The sequence below is a fragment of the Streptomyces sp. NPDC002328 genome (genome assembly GCF_042890065.1).
Taxonomy (GTDB): Bacteria; Actinomycetota; Actinomycetes; order Streptomycetales; family Streptomycetaceae; genus Streptomyces.
The window spans coordinates 525,093-545,076 of sequence record NZ_JBIARQ010000001.1; the positions used below are offsets into that span (position 1 = coordinate 525,093).

The window sequence follows — 19,984 nt, forward strand, 5'->3', positions numbered from 1 at the left end:
TCCTGCCCGACACCCCGCGCCCCACCCTCAGGTCTTTAATTTGCATCTCAGATGCAAGTTTTACTACGGTGCTGTCGCCGGCCGCCGCGCAGGGCGCCGGTGAGGGAGCCTTGAGGAGGCCTCATGCTGTCCGACCAGTCCGCAGCCACCGTCCGCGCCACGCTTCCCGTGGTCGGGGCGGCCATCGGCGAGATCACCGAGCGCTTCTACGCCGGTCTGTTCGCCGCCCACCCCGAACTGCTGCGCGACCTGTTCAACCGCGGCAACCAGGCCGCCGGCACCCAGCGCCACGCGCTGGCCGGCTCCATCGCCGCCTTCGCCACGCACCTCGTCGAGCACCCGGACGCCCGGCCCGACGCGATGCTCGCCCGCATCGCGCACAAGCACGCCTCCCTGGGCGTCGCGCCCGAGCAGTACGGGGTCGTCCACGAGCACCTCTTCGCCGCCATAGTCGAGGTGCTCGGCGAGGCGGTCACGCCCGAGGTCGCCGCCGCCTGGGACGAGGTCTACTGGCTGATGGCGAACGCGCTGATCGCCATCGAGAAGCGGCTGTACGAGGAGCGCGGCGGGCTCGTCCGGCGGGACTGGGAGGTCGTGGAGCGGGTCCCGGAGACGCCCGACGTCGTCACCTTCCGGCTGCGTCCCGTCGACGGCGGCCCGGTGCGCGACTTCCGGGCCGGGCAGTACGTCTCCGTGGGCGTCGAACTGCCCGACGGCGCCCGGCAGATCCGCCAGTACAGCCTGTCCGGCGCGCCGGGGACAGCCGTACGCCAGATCAGCGTCAAGCGGGTGCCCGGCGGTCCGGCGACGCCGGAGGGCGAGGTGTCGAACCACCTCCACGCGCGCGTGCGGGCGGGCGACGTCCTGCGGATGTCGGAGCCGTACGGCGACCTGGTCCTCGACGACGCCGAGGACGCGCCGCTGCTCCTGGCCTCGGCCGGCATCGGCGTGACCCCGATCGTCGCGATGCTGGCCCACCTCGCGGACGCCGGCCACCGCGCCCCCGTCACCGTCGTGCACGGCGACCGCTCCCCCGCCGAACACGCCCTGCGCGACGACCACGAGGCCTACGCGGCGAAGCTGCCCGAGGCGAGCGTCCACCTCTGGTACGAGGAGAACGCCCCGGAGGACGCGCGCACCGGGCTGGTCGACCTCACGGACGTCCCCGTCCACCCCGGCGCCCACGCGTACCTGTGCGGCCCGCTCCCCTTCATGCGCTCGGTACGCGCCCAGCTGATCGAGAAGGGCGTGTCCCCGGCGAACGTGCACTACGAGGTCTTCGGCCCGGACCTGTGGTTGGCGGGGGCCTGAGGGCTGCTACGCCGTGATCAGGGGGTCGTAGGGCTCGCCCTCGGGTGTGAACACCAGGACGAACTCCTTCCCGGCCCCCAGCGCGACCTCCCGCAGCCGGGCCAACGCCTGCGCCTCGGTGGGCAGGCCCAGGCCCAGAGCGGCGGCCGCGGCGTCGCGGCGGGCCGCCAGGTCGGGCATGTCCGCCAGGTACTCCGCGGCGAGCCCCCGGCTCTCCTCGACGGTGAACGCCTCGCAGTCCCGCCACCAAGGGGCGACCAGGAGGAGACACAGCAACTCGCGCAGCCCGACCGCGACCAGCGCCGCACCGCCCTCGGAGTCGGCGTACAGAACCGGGCGCCCCTCACCGCCCTCACCGCAGAAGAAGTAGGTACCGCCGGCTCCGTCCCCGGCGAACCCCTCCAACGCGGCGCCCGAGGCGAGATGAACCTCCTCGGCGTGGTCGCCCCGGTCCAGTTCGAAGTTCCCCGGCCAGGCAAGGAACCGGGCGGCCCGCTCGTGCTCACGCACGGCCGTGATCAGCGATCGCATGAGCGGCACCCTAGCGAGGTTCTCCGACACGGCCCGCTCGCGTGGGCCCCGCCGCGGTGGGCGGGGTCAGACGGGTCTGGGGGTGATGGACAGCAGCAGCGGGCCGGTCGGGTCCGCCACCATCTCCGAGATCGTCAGCGGGTCCAGGGAGGCGAAGAAGGCTTCCTGGGCCCGGCGCAGCGCGCCGCGGAGGCGGCAGGCGGGGGCGAGGGGGCAGGGGGCCGGGCCCTCGCAGTCGACCACGTCGCCCTCGCCCTCGAAGGCGCGGATCACCGCGCCCACGGAGGCGCCGCGGCCCTTCTCGGTCAGGGAGAGGCCGCCGCCCCGGCCGCGGCGGGCCTCCAGCAGGCCCATGTGCTGGAGCTCGGCCACGACCTTGGCGGCGTGCGTGTAGGGAACCTCCATCGCCGCCGCCACGTCACGGGTCGTCGGGGAGGTCTCGCCCGCCACCGCGAGGCGCATGAGCACCCGCAGCGCCAGGTCGGTGGATCGCAAGAGCCGCATGAGAGGAAGCGTAGATAATGCGCATCTCCGGTTCAAATTATCCGGCCCGTGAGCGCCGGTCCGGTTCGCACGCCGGTTGTTGGCTGTGACCTGCCTACGGAATCCGCACCGGGGCCCTTACGATCATCACCGTCCGACGCACCGCCCCCGCACTCCCCTCCCGAAGGACAGACCCCATGGGTTCCGCCAGCAAGAGCACCAACGCCGAGCGCAAGGCGCGCATAGAGGAGATGCGGCGGGCCGAGCAGGCTCGGGAGCGCCGCAACCGGATCCTCGTCATCACGGCGAGCGTCGTCGCTGTCGCCGGCCTCGTCGCCGGAACCGTCGTCCTCGTGCGGTCCCAGTCGGACGACGGCGCCACGACCGCCGACGCGAAGGCGACGGGCACGTTCGAGACGGGCGCCGACGGGGTCAAGACGTGGAAGGGGACGCTCGGACGCACCCACGTGACCAAGACGGTGAAGTACCCGAGCCGGCCCCCGGTCGGCGGCGACCACGACCGCGCGTGGATGAACTGCGACGGCGACGTCTACACCGAGGCGCTGAACGACATGAACGCCGTGCACTCGCTGGAGCACGGCGCGGTCTGGGTGACGTACAACGCCAAGGCCCCGAAGGCCGAGGTGGAGGCGCTGGCGGCGAAGGTGAAGAAGACGCCGTACACGCTGATGAGCCCGGTCGACGGGCAGCCCGACCCGATCATGCTGAGCGCGTGGGGGCACCAGCGCACGGTGACGGGGGCGAACGACCCGCAACTCGCCGCGTTCTTCGAGAAGTTCGTGCAGGGCGAGCAGACGCCCGAGCCGGGCGCGGCGTGCACGGGCGGTCTGTCGGAGTGAGGTACGCCGCAGTCGCCGTGGCGGTGGCCGGGGTGCTGGTCGCGGCCGGGGCGATCAGTTACTCCGTCGCCGTCGACAACGGCGCCCGAGTCCCGTCCGCCGGCTCCGCGGACGCCGGCTTCGCCCGTGACATGGCGGTCCACCACCAGCAGGCCGTCGAGATGTCGTACATCGTGCGCGACCGCACGAAGGACGAGGAGATTCGGCGGCTCGCCTACGACATCGCGCAGACGCAGGCCAACCAACGCGGCATGCTGATCGGCTGGTTGGACCTGTGGGAGTTGCCGAAGGTGTCGTCGGACGGGCCGATGGCGTGGATGGGCATGAAGGGCATGGCGGCCGGCGAAAACGGCGCGCTGATGCCGGGCATGGCCACCGATGCGGAGATGACGAAGCTCGGCACGCTCGACGGCCGTCAGGCGGAGGTCTACTACCTCCAGCTCATGACGGCCCATCACCAGGGCGGCGTCCACATGGCCGAGGGCTGTGTCAGCCGCTGCTCGGTGCCCGTGGAGAAGCGTCTTGCGCAGGGCATGGTCGAAGGGCAGGAGTCCGAGATCCGGTTGATGGCGGACCTCCTGAAGGAGCGCGGGGCCACGGCCGGTTCGTAGGCGGGTCCCTTGGGGGCTTCTTGGCGTGGGCAGGGTGGTTCTTGGGATGCGCATTTCCCTGGCATGAACGGTTCATCGGGAGAGTGGCCACCGTCGAGTGATCGCTCGCGAAGAACCCGATACAGGGGGTCTCATGAGATCCAAACGTGCCGTGCTGCGCGCCGGAGCGAGCATGGCGGCGACACTGCCCGTGCTCGCCGGCGCGCTGGCGTCCGGCATCCCCGCGGCGCACGCCGCGGACGGCCCGGCCCGGGACGCGCTGGCCGGGACCAGGCCCGCGTGGGCCACGGCCGGCGCGGACCGGGGCGCGACCCCGGACGGGGCGCAGGTCGCCGCCCGGGTCTATCTGGCCGGGCGGGACGCGGCCGGCCTCGCCGCGTACGCGAGGGCGGTGTCCGACCCGGCTTCGTCGGCGTACGGCGCGTATCTGAGCCCGCGTCAGGCGCGGGCCCGCTTCGGCGCGACCGCCGCGCAGGTGACCGCGGTCAGGTCCTGGCTCACCTCGGCCCGTCTGAAGGTCACGGCGGTCACACCGCGTTACGTGGCCGTCAGCGGCGAAGTGGCCGCAGTGGAGCAGGCCTTCGGGACGCAACTGCACAACTACACCAAAAGAGGCGGGACTTATCGCGCGCCGTCGGCGACGGCCTCCGTGCCGGCGAGCCTGGGCGGCGCCGTCCTGACCGTGACCGGCCTGGACAACGCCCCGCACCGGGCCGACGCCAAGGATCAACTGCCGCCGCCGGACGCCGTGTTCAAGAACGCCGGCCCGTTCTCCTCGTACTACGGCTCGAACGTCGCGCGCACGCTGCCGTCCGCGTACGGCACGAAGATCCCGTACGCCGTGCAGGGTTACACCGGGCGGCAGTTGCGCTCCGCGTACGGGGCGGGCGGCTACACCGGCAAGGGGGTGCGCATCGCCATCACCGACGCGTACGCCTCCCCGACCATCGCCTACGACGCCGGCTCCTACGCGAAGAAGCACGGGGACGCGGCCTGGAAGAGCGGGCAGCTCACGCAGGTCCTGCCCGGGAACTACACGCGCACCGAGGAGTGCGGGGCGGCCGGCTGGTACGGCGAGGAGACCCTCGACGTCGAGGCCGTGCACGCGCTCGCGCCGGCCGCGCAGGTCACCTACGTCGGCGCGGCCTCCTGCTACGACGACGATCTGCTCGACTCGCTCGGGAAGATCGTCGACAATCGTCTCGCCGACATCGTCTCCAACTCCTGGGGCGACGTGGAGGCCAACCAGACGCCGGACCTCGCCGCCGCCTACGACCAGGTCTTCCAGTTCGGCGCGGTCGAGGGCATCGGCTTCTACTTCTCCTCCGGCGACGACGGCGACGAGGTCGCCGGCACCGGGACCAAGCAGGTGGACACGCCTGCGAACTCGGCGTGGGTGACGGCGGTCGGCGGGACCTCGCTGGCGGTCGGCAAGGGCGACCGGTATCTGTGGGAGACCGGCTGGGGCACCCAGAAGGCGACCCTGTCGGCCGACGGCGCCGCCTGGACCGGCTTCCCCGGCGCGTTCACCTCGGGCGCGGGGGGCGGCACCAGCGCGACCGTGGCGGAGCCGTACTACCAGCGGGGCGTCGTGCCGACGGCGCTCGCCACGGCGCACGGCGCGGCCGGCAACCGCGTCGTGCCGGACATCTCGGCGATCGCCGACCCGAACACCGGGTTCCTGGTCGGGCAGACGCAGACCTTCCCGGACGGCTCGCAGCGGTACGGCGAGTACCGCATCGGCGGCACCTCGCTGGCCGCGCCGGTCATCGCGGCCGTGCAGGCGCTCGCGCAGCAGGCGCGCGGGGGCGGGGCGCTCGGGTTCGCCAACCCGGCGATCTACGCGCGGTACGGCTCGAAGGCGTACCACGACGTCACCGACCGCCCGACGGGCGCGGCAGGGCTCGCGGTGGCCCGCGTCGACTACGCCAACAGCTACGACGCGTCGGAGGGGCTGATCACGTCGGTGCGCAGCCTCGGCAAGGACAGTTCGCTGTCGGTGGTACGGGGCTACGACGACGTCACCGGCGTGGGCACCCCCGCGGGGGGTTACGTGGAGTCGTACCGCCGACGCTGAGGGCCTGCGGACGCGGCGGGGACTGCGCGACGCGGGCCACTGGCCCTCCGGGCAACGAGCGGGCGGGAACCGTACGACGCGGGCCGCGGGCCCTCCGGGCAACGAGCGGGCGGGAACCGTGCGACGCGGGCCGCGGGCCGTTCGTGGCCGGTCGCGCAGTTCCCCGCGCCCCTTGCCTCGGCGGACGCCGCCTGTGATGCCCGATCACCCTCCGGACAACGGGCGGGCGGGAACTGTACGACGCGGGCAGCCGGCCGTCCGTGGCCGGGCGCGCAGTTCCCCGCGCCCCTTGCCTCGGTAGACGCCGCCTGTGATGTCCAGGCGGCGGTGTCTCCCGGTGTTCAGTGGTGCAGTGCCTCCTCGCGGCGGGGCGTGCTCGCCGCCACGACGCGGGCCGGGGCGGACGTCGTCGCGGGGGTCCTGCGGCGGTCCACCGCCCAGGCGGTCGTGGCGACCGCGAGGCCCAGGACCGCCAGGGCCGCGCCCGCCACGGCGGGGGACGTCGTGCCGAGGCCGGCGGCCAGGGTGAGGCCGCCGATCCAGGCGCCCCCGGCGTTCGCCAGGTTGAAGGCCGCCTGGTTGGCGGAGGAGGCGAGGGAGGGGGCCGAGGCGGCCTTCTCCATCACCATCAGCTGGAGCGGCGAGCCGGTGACGAAGGCCGCCACGCCCAGCAGCGTCACGCCGAGCGCCGCGCTCCACGCCGCCGACATCAGCAGCGGGAAGAAGGCCAGGACGACGACCAGCGACGTCAGTCCGCCGAAGAGCGTCGCGCGCAGGGCGTGGTCGGCGAGGCGTCCGCCCAGCAGGTTGCCGATCGTCGCGCCGACGCCGAACAGCGCGAGCAGCAGCGTCACGCTGGAGGCGGCGAAGCCGGCGGAGTCGGTGAGCATCGGGGTGATGTAGCTGTAGGCGGAGAAGAGCGCGCCGAAGCCGGCGACGGTCGTGCCGAGCGCCAGCCAGACGGGCAGGGAGCGCAGGGCGTTCAGTTCGCCGCGCAGTCCGGCCGAGGTGGCCGCGTGCCGGCCGTCGTGCGGGATGAGCAGGGCGAGGGCCGCTATCGCCGCGACGCCGATCGCGCTCACGCCGAGGAACGTGGCCCGCCAGCCGAGGTGCTGGCCCATGGCCGTGGCGACGGGGACGCCGGCGACGTTGGCGACGGTCAGGCCGAGGAACATCAGCGACACGGAGCGTGCCTTGCGCTCGGGGGCGACCATGTTGGTGGCCACGACCGCGCCGACGCCGAAGAAGGCGCCGTGCGGCAGCCCGCTGAGCAGCCGGGCGGCCAGCAGCCAGTTGTTGTCGGGGGCGAGCGCCGAGAGCGCGTTGCCCGCCACGAACAGGCCCATCAGGGAGATCAGGACCGTGCGGCGGGACATGCGGGACGTCACCGCCGCGAGCAGCGGGGCGCCGACGACGACGCCGAGGGCGTACGCGGAGACGAGGTGTCCGGCGGTCGGGATCGAGATGTGCAGGTCGTCCGCGACGTCGGGCAGGAGGCCCATCATCACGAACTCGGTGGTGCCGATGCCGAAGGCACCCACGGCCAGGGCGAGCAGGGCCAGGGGCATAAAGGGGCCTGTGCCTTTCTGAGAGGGGGTTCCATCGTATGTTCCTCTACGGAACAAACCCTCCCCGGCCCGCTATTCCGGCAGCTCAGCCCCTCATGGTGTGGCGACCTTCACACGTGCCGCGACCGGCAGGTGGTCGCTGCCCGTCTGCGGGAGCGTCCAGGAGGTGACCGGCTCCACCCCGGTGACCATGATCTGGTCGATGCGCGCCAGCGGGAACGACGCCGGCCAGCTGAAGCCGAAGCCGCTGCCCGCCGCGCCCTGCGCCGAGCGCATCTGGGAGGTGACGGCGTTGAGCGAGCGGTCGTTCATGGTGCCGTTGAGGTCGCCCAGCAGGATCTTGCGGTCCAGCGCGTCGGCGGCGATCGCCTCGCCCAGCGCGTCCGCGCTCTTGTCGCGCTGGCGGGCGGTGAACCCGGCCTGGAGCTTGACGCGCACGGACGGCAGATGGGCGACGTAGAACCCGACCGGGCCCTCCGGCGTCGTCACGGTGGCCCGCATCGCGCGCACCCAGCCCAGCTTGATGTCGACGTCCGCGACCTGGCTCAGCGGGTACTTGCTCCACAGCCCGACCGTGCCCCGCACCGAGTGGTAGCGGTAGGTCCCCGCCAGCGCCTTCTCGTAGACCGGCGCCGCCGAGGCGGTCAGCTCCTCCAGGGCCACCACGTCCGCGCCGGAGGCGGCCACGTCACGGGCGGTGCCGGAGGGGTCGGCGTTGTCGGCGTTGACGTTGTGGGTGGCCACCGTGAGGTCGCCGCCGACGGCGGTCTTGTCGGTGAGCAGCCCGCCGAAGAGGTTCAGCCAGACGACGGCCGGGATCACCACCGCGATCAGCGCGGTCGCCGACTTGCGGACCAGCGCGATGAGGAGCAGCAGCGGGATGAACACGCCGAGCCAGGGCAGGAACGTCTCGGTGAGGCTGCCGAGGTTGCCGAAGCGGTTGGGGATGCGCGAGTGCACCACCATCACGAGAGCGAGCAGCAGGGCGAAGGCGGCGACGACGAGGCCCCGGCGCCAGATCTTCGGATCGCCGCGCCAGCCCGCCGACATCCGGGCGGTCAGCCGGGCGAACAGGCGCCGGAGCCGGGCTCCTCGGCGCTCGGGCCCCGAGCCGCCGTTCTCCGTCTCCGTCATGTACGCCTGCTGCGCCATACCGTCGCCTCACTGCCTGCCGTGCACACCGTCCGTCCCCCGGGTACGACCCTAGGGGATGATCGGCGTTGGTCCCGCCGTCCGTGACGGCCGTACGGCGGCGATGACGACGTGAGCGGCGCGAGGGGTTCCGTTGGTCGGCGCTCGGGACCGGTCTGTGACGAAACGCTCACATCAGGGCCCGGTCTCCGCGGAACTGACGTCCCGTAGTCCGGCGAGCAGCGCGTCGACCATCCGCTCCGCGAGGCCTTCGGCGAGGTCGGCGTCGGGGTGCAGGACCGCCCGCACCAGCATGGGGCCGACGATGATGTCGTACATCAGCTCCCGGTCGAGGTCGGTGCGCAGTTCGCCGTTCTCCTGGCCGCGGCGCAGGACTTCGAGGCCGACGCGGCGGCGGGGCTCGACGACCGTGGTGTGGTACGCCGCCCAGATCTTCGGGCTGCTCTTCATCTGGGCGCGGACGTTGGGCAGGAGCGCGGAGGACCGGTTGGCCAGGCCGCGCCGGCGCATCGACTCCAGCAGCACGATCAGGTCGTCGCGCAGGGAGGTGCCGGGCAGGGCGAGGTCCTCGGGTTCGACGGCCCGCAGCACGTCGACGAAGAGTTCCTCCTTGCCGCTCCAGCGGCGGTAGATGGCGGCCTTGCCCACACCGGCGGTCCTGGCGATCCGCTCGATGGACACCTCACCGAGCGGAACCCCCTCCTCCAGCAGCTTCATCGTCCCCTCGATGATGGCCCGTTCCACCGCCTCGCTGCGGGGCCGCCCGCGCGCGGGCTGCTCCACACCGGTGCCGCTGTCGGCGAGGCTCACGTCCGTCCGTCCCTTCGTCGTGCCGGGAACACTGGGGAGATTGTCGCTCAGGGGACGGCCCACGGGTCGGCCCTATGACTGGGTCCGCACCAAGTCGCCCTCGTGGTCGGCTTCCTGATGGGCCCTCGGCTTGCCGGGCAGGCACAGTCCGACGACCACCGCGCCCACCACGGCCACGGCGGCTCCCCACAGCGCGGTGACGTGCATCGCGTGCAGGAAGGCCGCGTGGGCCGGGCCGACGAGCGCTGCGCCCTGGTCGCCGAGTCGGGCCGCGACGCCCAGGGTCGCCTCGATGGACTCCCCCGCCGTCTCGCGCATGCCGGCCGGCAGCGCGCCGAGCCGGTCCTCGATGCCGCCCCGGTAGGTGGTGGACAGCACCGAGCCGAGGACGGCGATGCCGAGCGCGCCGCCGACCTGGCGGAAGGTGTTGCTGAGGGCGGAGGCGGAGCCGGCCTTCTCGCGGGGCAGGGCCTGCATGATGACGACGCTGGTGGGGGTCATGATGTGGGCCATTCCCGCGCCCATGAAGAAGAAGACGACCTCCAGGACCCAGATCGGGGTGTCTTCGTCGAGCGTGGCGAACGCCACCAGGGTCGCCGCGATGACGAGCATGGCGGTCGTGGTGGTGGCCTTGATGCCGAAGCGGTCGACGACGAGCCGGGCGCGCGGCGCGAAGATCATCTGGGCGGCGGCCAGCGGCAGCATCAGCAGACCGGTCTGGAGCGGCGAGTAGCCGCGCACGCTCTGCGTGTAGAAGACGGCGAAGAACGTCACGCCCATCAGTGCGAAGAAGACCAGCGCGATGACGGTGATCGCGGCCGAGAACACCTTGTTCTTGAAGTAGGTGACGTCGATGGAGGGGTGGTCGCTGCGCTTCTCGAAGACGACGAACGCGACGAGGACGAGGAGGCCCGCGCCGATCGTCGCCAGCACGGTCGGGTCGGTGAAGTCGGCGAGCTCGCCGCCCTTGATGATGCCGTAGACGAGCAGGACCAGGCCGACGACGGACAGGACGACGCCGACGGGGTCGATCCGGCCGGGGTTCGGGTCGCGCGAGTCGGGCACCAGCCACAGCATCAGCGCGATGGCGACGATCACGATCGGCACGTTGATCAGGAAGACCGAGCCCCACCAGAAGTGGTCGAGGAGCACACCGCCGGTGATGGGGCCGATGGCGATGGCGAGACCGACCCCGCCGGCCCACAGGCCGATCGCCTTGGGCTGTTCCTCGCGCTCGAAGACGTTCATCAGGACGGCCAGGGTGGCCGGCATCACGAAGGCGGCGCCGAGGGCCATCACCGCGCGGAAGGCGATCAGCTGGGCGGGCGAGCCGGACTCGGCGGCGAGCGCGGAGCCGATGCCGAACACGGCGAGACCGCCGAGCAGGACCTTCTTGCGGCCGACGCGGTCGCCGAGGAGGCCGGCGGAGAACAGCAGGCCGGCGAAGACGAGCGTGTAGGAGTTGATCGCCCACTCCAGCTCGCTCTGGGTGGCGCCCAGACCGGTCGGCGCGGGCGTGGAGATGGTCTTGACCGCGACGTTCAGGATCGAGTTGTCGAGGACGACGATCAGCAGGCTCAGCATGAGCACGCCGAGGATCGCCCAGCGGCGCCGGTGCACCGCTTCGGGTATGCGCGGCTCGGCGGGAGCGGCGGGAGTTGTCATGCGGTCGAGGCTAGGGAAATTCCGATACGAGACCGTCTCGTATCGGAATCCTCTTACTGAGGTTTTACCCACGGGGGAGGGCGCTCTGGCTCTCCCCCCACCCGAGGTGCCACCATGGGCAGTGGTCCGGGGACGCCGTGAGGGCGCCTCGAGATGACGTGAGGAGCTGTTCCCATGACGCAGCTTTCTGCTGCCCAGAGCGCGAAGTCAGGTCCCTCCGACGGCAGCAAGGCGCTGTACGGAGGCAAGAGCACGCGCCGCATCACCGTCCGCGACGTCGCCGCCGCCAAGGAGCGCGGCGAGAAGTGGCCGATGCTGACCGCCTACGACGCGATGACCGCGTCCGTGTTCGACGAGGCCGGGATCCCCGTGATGCTCGTCGGCGACTCGGCGGGCAACTGTCACCTGGGGTACGACACCACCGTGCCCGTCACCCTCGACGAGATGACGATGCTGTCGGCGGCGGTCGTACGGGGCACGAGCCGCGCCCTGATCGTCGGGGACCTGCCCTTCGGCTCCTACCAGGAGGGCCCGGTGCAGGCGCTGCGCTCGGCCACCCGGCTGGTGAAGGAGGCCGGGGTCGGGGCCGTGAAGCTGGAGGGCGGGGAGCGCTCGCACCGGCAGATCGAGCTGCTGGTGGAGTCCGGCATCCCGGTCATGGCCCATATCGGCCTGACCCCGCAGTCCGTGAACGCCATGGGCTACCGCGTCCAGGGGCGCGGCGAGGAGGCCGCCGCGCAGCTGCTGCGGGACGCCAAGGCCGTCCAGGACGCGGGGGCGTTCGCGGTCGTGCTGGAACTGGTGCCGGCGGAGCTGGCCGCCGAGGTGACGCGGGTGCTGCACATCCCGACGGTCGGCATCGGGGCGGGCGCCGAGACGGACGCGCAGGTTCTCGTCTGGACCGACATGCTGGGCCTCACCGGCGGCCGGGTCCCCAAGTTCGTCAAGCAGTACGCGAACCTTCGGGAGATCATGAGCGGGGCGGCGAGGGCGTTCGCGGACGAGGTCGTCGCCGGAACGTTCCCCCAGGAGGAAAACTCCGTCCACTGACCGCCCCTGGGGGCTCCGCCCCCAGACCCTCGGGCCTATGCCCACCCACCACCCGACTCGGTTGGGAAAAAGGGTGAGGTCACTCAGCCCGTCTGGGGGTCCCCCCTCCGGGGGAGTTCGAGGACGAGGCCTTGTGCCCCCTGTCGGCGATCTGTAGGCCCCGTCGGCGGCCTGTCGGCCGTATGTCGGCAGACGTTGGCACCGTCATCCCCATGACGCGAACCGACAACACCCCCTACCCCGCGGGGACCGCCGTCACCGTCCGGGGCCTGGTCAAGCACTACGGCGAGACCAAGGCCCTGGACGGCGTCGACCTCGACGTACGGGAGGGCACCGTCATGGGCGTGCTCGGACCGAACGGCGCCGGCAAGACCACCCTCGTCCGCATCCTCTCCACCCTCATCGCCCCCGACGCCGGCCGGGCGACCGTCGCCGGCTACGACGTCGTCCGCCAGCCCCGCCAGCTCCGCAGGGTCATCGGCCTCACCGGCCAGTACGCCTCCGTCGACGAGAAGCTCCCCGGCTGGGAGAACCTCTACATGATCGGACGGCTCCTCGACCTCCCCCGCAAGCAGGCCCGCGCCCGCGCCGACGAACTGCTGGAGCGCTTCTCGCTCACCGAAGCCGCCAAGCGCCCGGCGAGCACCTACTCCGGCGGCATGCGGCGCCGCCTCGACCTCGCCGCGTCGATGATCGGCCGGCCCGCCGTGCTCTTCCTCGACGAGCCCACCACCGGCCTCGACCCCCGCACCCGCAACGAGGTCTGGGACGAGGTCAAGCGGATGGTCGGCGACGGCGTCACCGTCCTGCTCACCACCCAGTACATGGAGGAGGCCGAGCAGCTCGCCTCCGAACTGACCGTCGTCGACCGGGGCAAGGTCATCGCGGGCGGCGCCATCGAGGAGCTGAAGGCGAAGGTCGGCGGCCGCACCCTGCGCATCCGCCCCGCCGACCCGGCGCAACTGCGCCCGCTCGCCGGCTGGATCGACGAACTGGGCGTCACCGGCCTCGCCCACACCACCGTGGACACCGAACGCACGTCCCTCCTCGTGCCGGTCCTCAGCGACGAGCAACTGACCGCCGTGGTCGGCGCGGTCACCGCGCGCGGCGTCACGCTGAACTCCGTCACCACCGAACTGCCCAGCCTGGACGAGGTGTTCCTGTCCCTCACCGGCCACCGCGCCGGTGCCCCACAGGACTTCGCACCCGCCGACGCCCGCGAGGAGATCGCCGTATGAGCACCGCCACCCTGACCGTCGAGGCGGACGCCCGGATCCCGCTGCGCGGCCATCTGCGCCACACCGGGGCCCTGATCCGCCGCAACCTGTTGTGGATCCGGCAGGACCCGGAGTCGATGTTCGACGCGCTGCTGATGCCGATCGTCTTCACCCTGCTGTTCGTGTACGTCTTCGGCGGCTCGATAGGGCAGGCCCTGGGCGGCGGGCAGGACGGGTACGTGCAGTACGTGATCCCGGGCATGATCGCGATGATGAGCATGACGCTGTCCCAGGGCGTCGGCACCGGCTTCAGCCAGGACTTCAACTCCGGTGTCATGGACCGTTTCCGGTCGCTGCCGATCGGGCGCGGTTCGGTGCTGTTCGCGAAGATCTCGGTCGAGCTGCTGCGGATGCTGTTCGCGACGACCGTGCTGATGATCGTGTCCGTGCTGGTCGGGTTCGACATCGCCAGCTGGCCGGGGCTGTTCGCGGCCGTGGCGCTGTCCACCGCGTTCGCCTCGTCGATCATGTGGGTGTTCCTCACCCTGGGCGTGGTGCTGAAGAACGCGCAGTCCGTGCAGGCGATGGGCTTCCTGGTGCTGTTCCCGCTCCAGTTCGGCTCGTCGATCTTCGCGCCCACGGCGTCGATGCCGGGCTGGCTCCAGGCGTTCACCGACTACAACCCGCTGTCCACGCTCGCCGACGCCGCGCGCGGACTGATGGTGGGCGGCCCCGTCGCCCACGACCTGTGGGTGACGCTCGGCTGGTCCGTGGCGATCACCGCGGTGATGGCGCCGGTCGCGATCCACAAGTTCCGCACGAAGAACTGACCGGGCCCGTCCCGTGGCGCGCTCAGACCAGGGCGGTGGCCTCCTCGTAGGAGAGGCCGCCGCCCTCGGCGTAGGCGGCCTCGTACTCCTGCGCGGTGAGCCCGGCGCGTACGGCGGCGGTGGCATGGTCGCGGGTGGCGCGCTCCGTCGTGGAGCGCAGGTGCCCGCTGGGCAGCTGCGCGTCGGCGGCTCCGAGGCAGCGCGCGCCGTCGCGTGCGTGGCCCTCGCCGGCGAGCGCCACGGCGGCGATGTACAGGAACGCCGAGCACATCTGCGGGGACATGGCGCGCGACAGCGGGGCCCCGGCCAGCTCCAGACCGCGCTGGATCTTCTCCCGGGCCGCCTCGAAGCAGCCCTCCAGGGCGTCCACCCAGGCCTCCTGGCCGAGGATGAACGCGTCGAAGACCATGAAGTGCGCGATGGCGAAGTCCTCACGCAGCTTCCGCAGATGCTCGCGTGCCTCCGCGACGCGATCGGTGATGCTCAGCCAGCCGGCGAGGACGATGCGGGCGAACGGCATCGCCTCGGTGTGCACGCCGCCGACGTCGTCCAGCACCTCCCGCAGCAGCCGCTCGCCCCGCTCGGTCTCGCCGGCCTCCAACAGCGCGCTGCCGAGCCGCGCGGACAGGACGGAGAACTGGGCTCGGGCGCCGAGCCCCTGGGCGTGCTCCATGGCCTCCTCGTAGTGGGCGGCGGCCTCGCGGTAGCGGCCCAGCCGCTCGTGGGCCTCGGCGCGCGCGGAGAGGGCCTCGGCGGTGCCCCAGACGTCCCCGAAACGCCGGTAGATCGCGAGTGCCTCGTCGGCGTCGGCGAGCGCGCGGTCGGCCGCGTCGGGTTGGTTGGCGAGGAGGTTGGCCCGCATGTGCAGACAGGCGGCGAGTTCCCACTCGTAGCCGGGGGTCTCGCGGCAGGTGCGGACGTTGGCGTCGGCGATGGCGCGGATGCGGTCCCCGCCGCTGGTGAGTATCACGGCGTAGAACCAGAGCAGGCCGGGCACGCGGCAGGTCTGGGGGAGGCCGGGCTCGTAGGTCTCGGCGATGATCCGCAGCTTCCGCTGCGCCGCCGGGGTCTCCCAGGCCTCCATCTCCGTGTCCATGCAGGCGAGATGGGCCAGGTGGACGCCGCGCCGGGCCTCGGCGAGGACCTCGCCGGTCATCGGCGGCGGGGCGTCGGTGCAGGACTTCCACACCGGCGCGGCGGGGCGGACGGGCTCGGTGAACGGGTCGGGGCCCAGGGCCATGACCTCCTTGCACCAGATGCGGGCCTCGATGCGCAGGTCGCGCATCTGCCAGTACTGGGCGAGGGAGAGGGCGAGGCAGAGGCCTTCCTGCTCGTCGCGGGCGGCGACCGCGCGGCGCAGGGCGGTGCGCAGGTTCTCGTACTCCAGCTGGAACCGCTCGATGGCGGTGCGCTGTCCGGGGCCGCGCAGCAACGGGTCGGTGGTGCGGGCGAGTTCGCGGTAGTGGGTGAGGTGGGCGCGTTCGGCGGCGGGACGGCCGCCGGACTCGTCGAGGCGTTCGCCCGCGTACTCGGCGACGGTCTCCAGGAGCCGGTAGCGCATCGCGCCGTCGGCGGCGGGGGCGGCGGGGGCGGCCACGACCAGCGACTTGTCGACGAGGGAGCCGAGCGCGTCCAGGGTGGCGGGGCCGCAGACGGCCTCGGCGGCGGCGAGGTCGCAGCCGCGGGCGAACACCGAGAGCCGGCACAGGACTTCGCGTTCGTCCTCATCGAGCAGGTCCCAGGACCAGTCGACGACGGCGCGCAGGGTCTGCTGGCGGGGCAGGACGGTGCGGCTGCCGGAGGTGAGGAGGCGGAAGCGGTCGTCGAGGCGGTCCGCGATCTGGCGGGGGGTCAGCATCCGCAGCCGGGCGGCGGCCAGTTCGATGGCGAGGGGCAGGCCGTCCAGGCGGCGGCAGATCTCGGCGCAGGCCGCCGCGGTCTCCTCGTCGGCGTCGACGCGGAAGCCGGGGCGGGCGGCCGCGCCGCGGTCGGCGAGCAGCCGCAGCGCGACGGGTTCCGGCAGCGGGTCCACGGGGCGCAGCACCTCGCCGGGCACGCCGAGGGGTTCGCGGCTCGTGGCCAGGACCGTCAGCCCCGGGCAGCGCTCCAGGAGTTCCTCGGCGAGCCGGGCGGCGGCCTCGACGACGTGCTCGCAGTTGTCGAGGACGATCAGCATGCGGCGGCGCGCGCAGTGCTCGACCAGCCGCTCGACGGGGTCGTCGTGGCGTTCGGCGACGGCCCGCATCTCCTCGGCGCCGGCCCCGTACAGCACGGTCTCCCGCGCGCCCACGGCGGTGAGGACGGCCTGCGCGACGGCGTCCGGGTCGGCGACGGGCGCGAGTTCGGCCAGCCACACCCCGTCGCCCACGGTGCCCCGCACGGCCTCGGCGGCCTCCTGCGACAACCGGGTCTTCCCGGCCCCGCCGGGCCCGAGCAGAGTGACGAGCCGCGCCCCCCGCAGGTCCTGACGTATGGCGTCGATGTCCGCTTCCCGCCCGACGAAGGAGGTGAGGCGGGCGCGGAGGTTGCCGGGCGCGCTGCCCGCGGGGGCCGGAGCGACGGGGACCGGGCTGGTCTGGGCAAGCGGCGCGCCGCCGGCGGCCGAAGCGTCGCCGGCGTCGCCGGGCCCGGGTGGGACGGCTGTGTCGGATCCCGAACCGCCCGACGCGTGCCCGTCCCCGCCGGCGGCGTGGCCCGCGGCGCCGGGAACGGCCGGGGCGGTGGCGGGCGTCGAGCCCGGGTGGGCCGGTATGGGCGTCGAGCCCGGGTGGGCCGGGACGGGCGTCGAGCCCGGGTGGGGCGGGACGGGCGTCCAGTCCGGGCGGGGCGGGGCCGGGTGCGGCCGGGTCCCGGTCGGGCCGGGGTGGGGCGGGGCCGGGTGCGGCCGGGTCGCGGTGGGGCCGGGGTGGGGCGGGGGCCCCGGTGTGTCGTCGGGTGTGGTGAGGAGTTCCGCGTGGAGGGTGCGCAGGGCAGGGCCCGGGTCCGTGCCCAGGCGGGCGGCGAGGAGGCGGCGGACCTCGTCGTAGGCGGCCAGGGCCTCCGCCGTGCGGCCGGTGTCGTGCAGGGCGCGCAGGCGCAGGGCCTGGAACGGCTCGTCCAGCGGGTGGGTGTCGCACAGCGCCGTCAGCTCGGGCAGGGCGTCGCGGGCCTGGCCGAGGGCGAGCGCGGCGGTGTGCCGGGCGCGCAGGGCGTCCAGGCGGCGGGCCTCGCCGCGGGCCGCCTCGGCGGCGCGGTCGGGCAGGTCGGCGAGGGCCGGGTCCTGCCAGAGGGCGAGGGCGTCGTCCAGGAGGACGGCCGCCTTGGCGGGGTCGTCGTCGGCGAGGGCGCGCAGCCCGTCGCCGGTCAGCCGCTCGAAGCGGTGCAGGTCGACGGCGTCGGGGCCGGCGGTGAGCCGGTAGCCGCCCTCCGCCGAGGCCACCGCCTGCGCGCCGAGGGCCCGGCGCAGCCGCCCGACCAGCGCCTGCAACGCGCCCGCCGCGTCGGCGGGCGGGTCCCCGGCCCACACCTCCTCCACCAGCAGCCCCGCAGGCACGGCCCGCCCGGCGCGCAGCGCGAGCACGGTGAGCAGCGCGCGCAGCCGCGCGCCGCCGACGGAGACGACGGTGCCGTCGGGACGGATTGCCTGGGTGGTGCCGAGGATGCGGTAGCGCACGGGGACCATTCTCTCCGGGGAGGGAGCGGTGACGCCCCCGGGTTTACCCGTCCTGGGCTTACCCGGCCGCGGCGGACCCGTTCACGCGGGCGCGCCGACGTGAGGAACCTCGGACCGCTCACGGGACGTTTCCCCCGGACCACAGGTACGGTCGACCCGCACACCCGCAACCCGCACATCCGCACATCGGAACGCTTGGTCGCCCGCACACGCGACCATCCCCCGCACCCCCGACCCCAGGAGCCCTGTCCTCATGACCACCGCCCTCTCCCGCCGCAGCGACCGGCGGATCAGTCCCGTCTTCGTCGGGATCGTGGCCGTCACCGCGGTCACGGGGTGGGCCACCTGGACCGGGTTCGCCGCGCAGCCCGGCGTGGCCGTGTTCCTGTTCGTGACGGCGGCCTGGATCGTCTCCCTGTGCCTGCACGAGTACGCGCACGCCCGCACCGCGCTGCACAGCGGCGACATCTCGGTCGGCGCGAAGGGCTATCTGACGCTCAACCCGCTGAAGTACACCCACGCCCTGCTCAGCATCGTCCTGCCCGTGCTGTTCGTGATCATGGGCGGGATCGGTCTGCCCGGCGGGGCGGTGTTCATCGAGCGGGGGCGGATCCGGGGGCGCTGGCGGCACAGTCTGATCTCGGCGGCGGGACCGCTGACGAACGTGCTGTTCGCCGCCGTGTGCACCGCCCCGTTCTGGCTGGACGCGCTGGACGGCGTCCCCGCGGACTTCCGCTACGCGCTCGCGTTCCTGGCCCTGCTCCAGGTCACCGCGGCGATCCTGAACTTCCTGCCGGTGCCGGGCCTGGACGGCTACGGCGTCCTGGAGCCCTGGCTGCCGTACGGCCTGAAGCGGCAGGTCGAGCCGTTCGCCCCGTTCGGGCTGCTGTTCGTGTTCGCGCTGCTGTGGGTCCCGGCGGTCAACGCCGCGTTCTTCGACGTCGTGGACGCGGCGCTGCGCGGCCTCGGCATCGGCGACCTGGAGACGTACTGCGGACAGACGCTCTACCGCTTCTGGGAGAGCGCGCCGGAGCTGTGCTCGGTCAGCCCGTGACGCTCGGTCAGCCCGTGACGGACCGGCGGATGCGCTCGCGCCGGACGTAGTACCAGGTCATGTTGGACGTCAGACCGGCGAGCAGCACCCACACGACGCCCAGCCAGCTGCCCTGGACGAAGGAGACCACGGCCGCGGCGACGGCGAGCAGACAGACGGCGAGGCTGTAGAGGGCTAGGCGGGGCATGGGGGCTGTTCTCCTACCAGGGCTGCCGGAACTACCAGGACCACCGGGGCCGCCAGGGCCACCGGGGGGACACCGGTCCTACGACGACCAGTGTCCCCCATGTCTCGGGCGTCGCTCACCCGTGCCCGACCTCACACGTCGGTGACGCGGAGCCCGGCGTGGGCCTTGTAGCGGCGGTTGACGGAGATCAGGTTGGCGACCAGCGACTCCACCTGGTGGGCGTTGCGCAGCCGGCCGGCGAAGACGCCGCGCATGCCGGGGATGCGGCCGGCCAGCGCCTGCACGATCTCCACGTCGGCGCGCTCCTCGCCCAGCACCATCACGTCGGTGTCGATCTCGTCGATGGCGGGGTCCTGGAGGAGGACGGCCGACAGGTGGTGGAAGGCGGCGGCGACCCGTGAGTCCGGCAGCAGGGCGGCGGCCTGCTCGGCGGCGCTGCCCTCCTCGGGCTTCAGCGCGTAGGCGCCCTTCTTGTCGAAGCCGAGCGGGTTGACGCAGTCCACGACGAGCTTGCCCGCGAGTTCCTCGCGCAGCGACTCCAGGGTCTTGCCGTGGCCGTCCCACGGCACGGCGACGATCACGATGTCGCTGCGGCGGGCGGTCTCGGCGTTGTCGGCGCCCTCGACGCCGTGCCCGAGTTCCTCCGCGGCGGCCCGCGCGCGGTCCGCGGCACGCGAGCCGATGATCACCTTCTGGCCGGCCTTGGCGAGCCGGTAGGCGAGGCCCTTGCCCTGCGGTCCGGTTCCGCCGAGCACGCCGACCACGAGCCCGGAGACGTCGGGGAGGTCCCACGGGTCCTTGGCGGGGGCCTTCGCGGGGGCGTTCTGTGCGCTGTCGGTAGAGGTCATGGGCCGACTTTACGTGCGAACGGACGCCCCCATCGGGCGGGGTGGGCGGCGTGCGCGTTCGCCGGGTCGGGGGAATCG

17 protein-coding genes are annotated in these 19,984 nt (G+C 73.0%); 8 read left to right on the top strand and 9 right to left on the bottom strand.

Annotated elements, in window-relative coordinates:
- Positions 1-123: 123 nt before the first annotated feature.
- A complete protein-coding gene (locus ACFYX4_RS02340; protein ID WP_389324433.1) occupies positions 124-1,311 on the top strand; it encodes a globin domain-containing protein in 1,188 nt (395 codons plus the stop codon).
- Between the two features lie 6 nt (positions 1,312-1,317).
- On the opposite strand, the gene ACFYX4_RS02345 is transcribed toward ACFYX4_RS02340, so the two are convergent.
- Both ACFYX4_RS02345 and ACFYX4_RS02350 read right to left on the bottom strand, forming a co-directional pair.
- Entirely contained in the window at positions 1,318-1,842 is a 525-nt protein-coding gene (locus tag ACFYX4_RS02345) for a hypothetical protein (RefSeq protein WP_389324436.1), read from the bottom strand.
- Positions 1,843-1,908: 66 nt separating this feature from the next.
- On the bottom strand, positions 1,909-2,346 hold the full coding sequence (locus ACFYX4_RS02350; protein WP_389324439.1) for an RrF2 family transcriptional regulator: 438 nt from the start codon (positions 2,344-2,346) through the stop codon (positions 1,909-1,911).
- Between the two features lie 176 nt (positions 2,347-2,522).
- Here ACFYX4_RS02350 and ACFYX4_RS02355 point away from each other — a divergent pair, with 176 nt between their 5' ends.
- The 3 genes from ACFYX4_RS02355 to ACFYX4_RS02365 all read left to right on the top strand — a co-directional run bounded on the left by ACFYX4_RS02355 (position 2,523) and on the right by ACFYX4_RS02365 (position 5,873).
- Positions 2,523-3,185, top strand: coding sequence for a DUF3105 domain-containing protein (locus ACFYX4_RS02355; RefSeq protein WP_389324442.1), 663 nt, complete (start codon positions 2,523-2,525; stop codon positions 3,183-3,185).
- Positions 3,182-3,796 (top strand): DUF305 domain-containing protein, encoded by a 615-nt coding sequence (locus tag ACFYX4_RS02360; protein WP_389324445.1) that lies wholly within the window; start codon positions 3,182-3,184, stop codon positions 3,794-3,796. Before ACFYX4_RS02355 ends, ACFYX4_RS02360 begins: the two co-directional genes overlap by 4 nt.
- Before the next feature lie 133 nt (positions 3,797-3,929).
- A complete protein-coding gene (locus ACFYX4_RS02365) occupies positions 3,930-5,873 on the top strand; it encodes a protease pro-enzyme activation domain-containing protein (RefSeq protein ID WP_389324453.1) in 1,944 nt (647 codons plus the stop codon).
- A gap of 341 nt (positions 5,874-6,214) precedes the next feature.
- Here ACFYX4_RS02365 and ACFYX4_RS02370 read toward each other — a convergent pair whose 3' ends face one another.
- The 4 genes from ACFYX4_RS02370 to ACFYX4_RS02385 form a co-directional block, all read right to left on the bottom strand.
- Positions 6,215-7,441 (bottom strand): MFS transporter, encoded by a 1,227-nt coding sequence (locus ACFYX4_RS02370; RefSeq protein ID WP_389324456.1) that lies wholly within the window; start codon positions 7,439-7,441, stop codon positions 6,215-6,217.
- 93 nt (positions 7,442-7,534) lie between these two features.
- Positions 7,535-8,491: an endonuclease/exonuclease/phosphatase family protein gene (locus tag ACFYX4_RS02375; protein ID WP_389326683.1), complete on the bottom strand. Its 957-nt coding sequence runs from the start codon at positions 8,489-8,491 to the stop codon at positions 7,535-7,537.
- Positions 8,492-8,767: 276 nt separating this feature from the next.
- On the bottom strand, positions 8,768-9,403 hold the full coding sequence (locus tag ACFYX4_RS02380; RefSeq protein ID WP_389324459.1) for a TetR/AcrR family transcriptional regulator: 636 nt from the start codon (positions 9,401-9,403) through the stop codon (positions 8,768-8,770).
- Positions 9,404-9,475: 72 nt separating this feature from the next.
- Positions 9,476-11,068 (bottom strand): MFS transporter, encoded by a 1,593-nt coding sequence (locus tag ACFYX4_RS02385; RefSeq protein WP_389324462.1) that lies wholly within the window; start codon positions 11,066-11,068, stop codon positions 9,476-9,478.
- Positions 11,069-11,242: 174 nt separating this feature from the next.
- Between ACFYX4_RS02385 and panB the strand changes: the two genes are divergently transcribed.
- The 3 genes from panB to ACFYX4_RS02400 all read left to right on the top strand — a co-directional run bounded on the left by panB (position 11,243) and on the right by ACFYX4_RS02400 (position 14,165).
- Positions 11,243-12,118 (top strand): 3-methyl-2-oxobutanoate hydroxymethyltransferase, encoded by an 876-nt coding sequence (gene panB / locus ACFYX4_RS02390; RefSeq protein WP_389324465.1) that lies wholly within the window; start codon positions 11,243-11,245, stop codon positions 12,116-12,118.
- 212 nt (positions 12,119-12,330) lie between these two features.
- Positions 12,331-13,356, top strand: a complete 1,026-nt coding sequence (locus ACFYX4_RS02395; RefSeq protein WP_389324468.1) for an ATP-binding cassette domain-containing protein — start codon at positions 12,331-12,333, stop codon at positions 13,354-13,356.
- Positions 13,353-14,165: an ABC transporter permease gene (locus ACFYX4_RS02400; RefSeq protein WP_389324471.1), complete on the top strand. Its 813-nt coding sequence runs from the start codon at positions 13,353-13,355 to the stop codon at positions 14,163-14,165. The genes ACFYX4_RS02395 and ACFYX4_RS02400 overlap by 4 nt, the downstream gene beginning before the upstream one ends.
- A gap of 22 nt (positions 14,166-14,187) precedes the next feature.
- Here ACFYX4_RS02400 and ACFYX4_RS02405 read toward each other — a convergent pair whose 3' ends face one another.
- The gene (locus ACFYX4_RS02405; protein ID WP_389324474.1) at positions 14,188-17,826 is read right to left on the bottom strand and encodes a BTAD domain-containing putative transcriptional regulator; all 3,639 of its coding nucleotides are present in this window, start codon (positions 17,824-17,826) and stop codon (positions 14,188-14,190) included.
- 244 nt (positions 17,827-18,070) lie between these two features.
- Here ACFYX4_RS02405 and ACFYX4_RS02410 point away from each other — a divergent pair, with 244 nt between their 5' ends.
- Entirely contained in the window at positions 18,071-18,871 is an 801-nt protein-coding gene (locus tag ACFYX4_RS02410; protein WP_389324477.1) for a site-2 protease family protein, read from the top strand.
- 7 nt (positions 18,872-18,878) lie between these two features.
- Here ACFYX4_RS02410 and ACFYX4_RS02415 read toward each other — a convergent pair whose 3' ends face one another.
- Positions 18,879-19,058, bottom strand: a complete 180-nt coding sequence (locus tag ACFYX4_RS02415) for a hypothetical protein (protein ID WP_389324480.1) — start codon at positions 19,056-19,058, stop codon at positions 18,879-18,881.
- A gap of 131 nt (positions 19,059-19,189) precedes the next feature.
- Entirely contained in the window at positions 19,190-19,906 is a 717-nt protein-coding gene (npdG, locus tag ACFYX4_RS02420; RefSeq protein WP_389324483.1) for an NADPH-dependent F420 reductase, read from the bottom strand.
- Positions 19,907-19,984 lie beyond the last annotated feature (78 nt).

What these genes read in the sequence shown, in the direction of transcription:
- ACFYX4_RS02340 (WP_389324433.1), top strand. Translation starts at nt 124, where the DNA reads ATGCTGTCCGACCAGTCCGCAGCCACCGTCCGCGCCACGCTTCCCGTG.
- ACFYX4_RS02345 (WP_389324436.1), bottom strand. Translation starts at nt 1,842, where the DNA reads ATGCGATCGCTGATCACGGCCGTGCGTGAGCACGAGCGGGCCGCCCGG.
- ACFYX4_RS02350 (WP_389324439.1), bottom strand. Translation starts at nt 2,346, where the DNA reads ATGCGGCTCTTGCGATCCACCGACCTGGCGCTGCGGGTGCTCATGCGC.
- ACFYX4_RS02355 (WP_389324442.1), top strand. Translation starts at nt 2,523, where the DNA reads ATGGGTTCCGCCAGCAAGAGCACCAACGCCGAGCGCAAGGCGCGCATA.
- ACFYX4_RS02365 (WP_389324453.1), top strand. Translation starts at nt 3,930, where the DNA reads ATGAGATCCAAACGTGCCGTGCTGCGCGCCGGAGCGAGCATGGCGGCG.
- ACFYX4_RS02370 (WP_389324456.1), bottom strand. Translation starts at nt 7,441, where the DNA reads ATGCCCCTGGCCCTGCTCGCCCTGGCCGTGGGTGCCTTCGGCATCGGC.
- ACFYX4_RS02375 (WP_389326683.1), bottom strand. Translation starts at nt 8,491, where the DNA reads ATGTCGGCGGGCTGGCGCGGCGATCCGAAGATCTGGCGCCGGGGCCTC.
- ACFYX4_RS02385 (WP_389324462.1), bottom strand. Translation starts at nt 11,068, where the DNA reads ATGACAACTCCCGCCGCTCCCGCCGAGCCGCGCATACCCGAAGCGGTG.
- panB (WP_389324465.1), top strand. Translation starts at nt 11,243, where the DNA reads ATGACGCAGCTTTCTGCTGCCCAGAGCGCGAAGTCAGGTCCCTCCGAC.
- ACFYX4_RS02395 (WP_389324468.1), top strand. Translation starts at nt 12,331, where the DNA reads ATGACGCGAACCGACAACACCCCCTACCCCGCGGGGACCGCCGTCACC.
- ACFYX4_RS02400 (WP_389324471.1), top strand. Translation starts at nt 13,353, where the DNA reads ATGAGCACCGCCACCCTGACCGTCGAGGCGGACGCCCGGATCCCGCTG.
- ACFYX4_RS02405 (WP_389324474.1), bottom strand. Translation starts at nt 17,826, where the DNA reads ATGGTCCCCGTGCGCTACCGCATCCTCGGCACCACCCAGGCAATCCGT.
- ACFYX4_RS02410 (WP_389324477.1), top strand. Translation starts at nt 18,071, where the DNA reads ATGACCACCGCCCTCTCCCGCCGCAGCGACCGGCGGATCAGTCCCGTC.
- ACFYX4_RS02415 (WP_389324480.1), bottom strand. Translation starts at nt 19,058, where the DNA reads ATGCCCCGCCTAGCCCTCTACAGCCTCGCCGTCTGTCTGCTCGCCGTC.
- npdG (WP_389324483.1), bottom strand. Translation starts at nt 19,906, where the DNA reads ATGACCTCTACCGACAGCGCACAGAACGCCCCCGCGAAGGCCCCCGCC.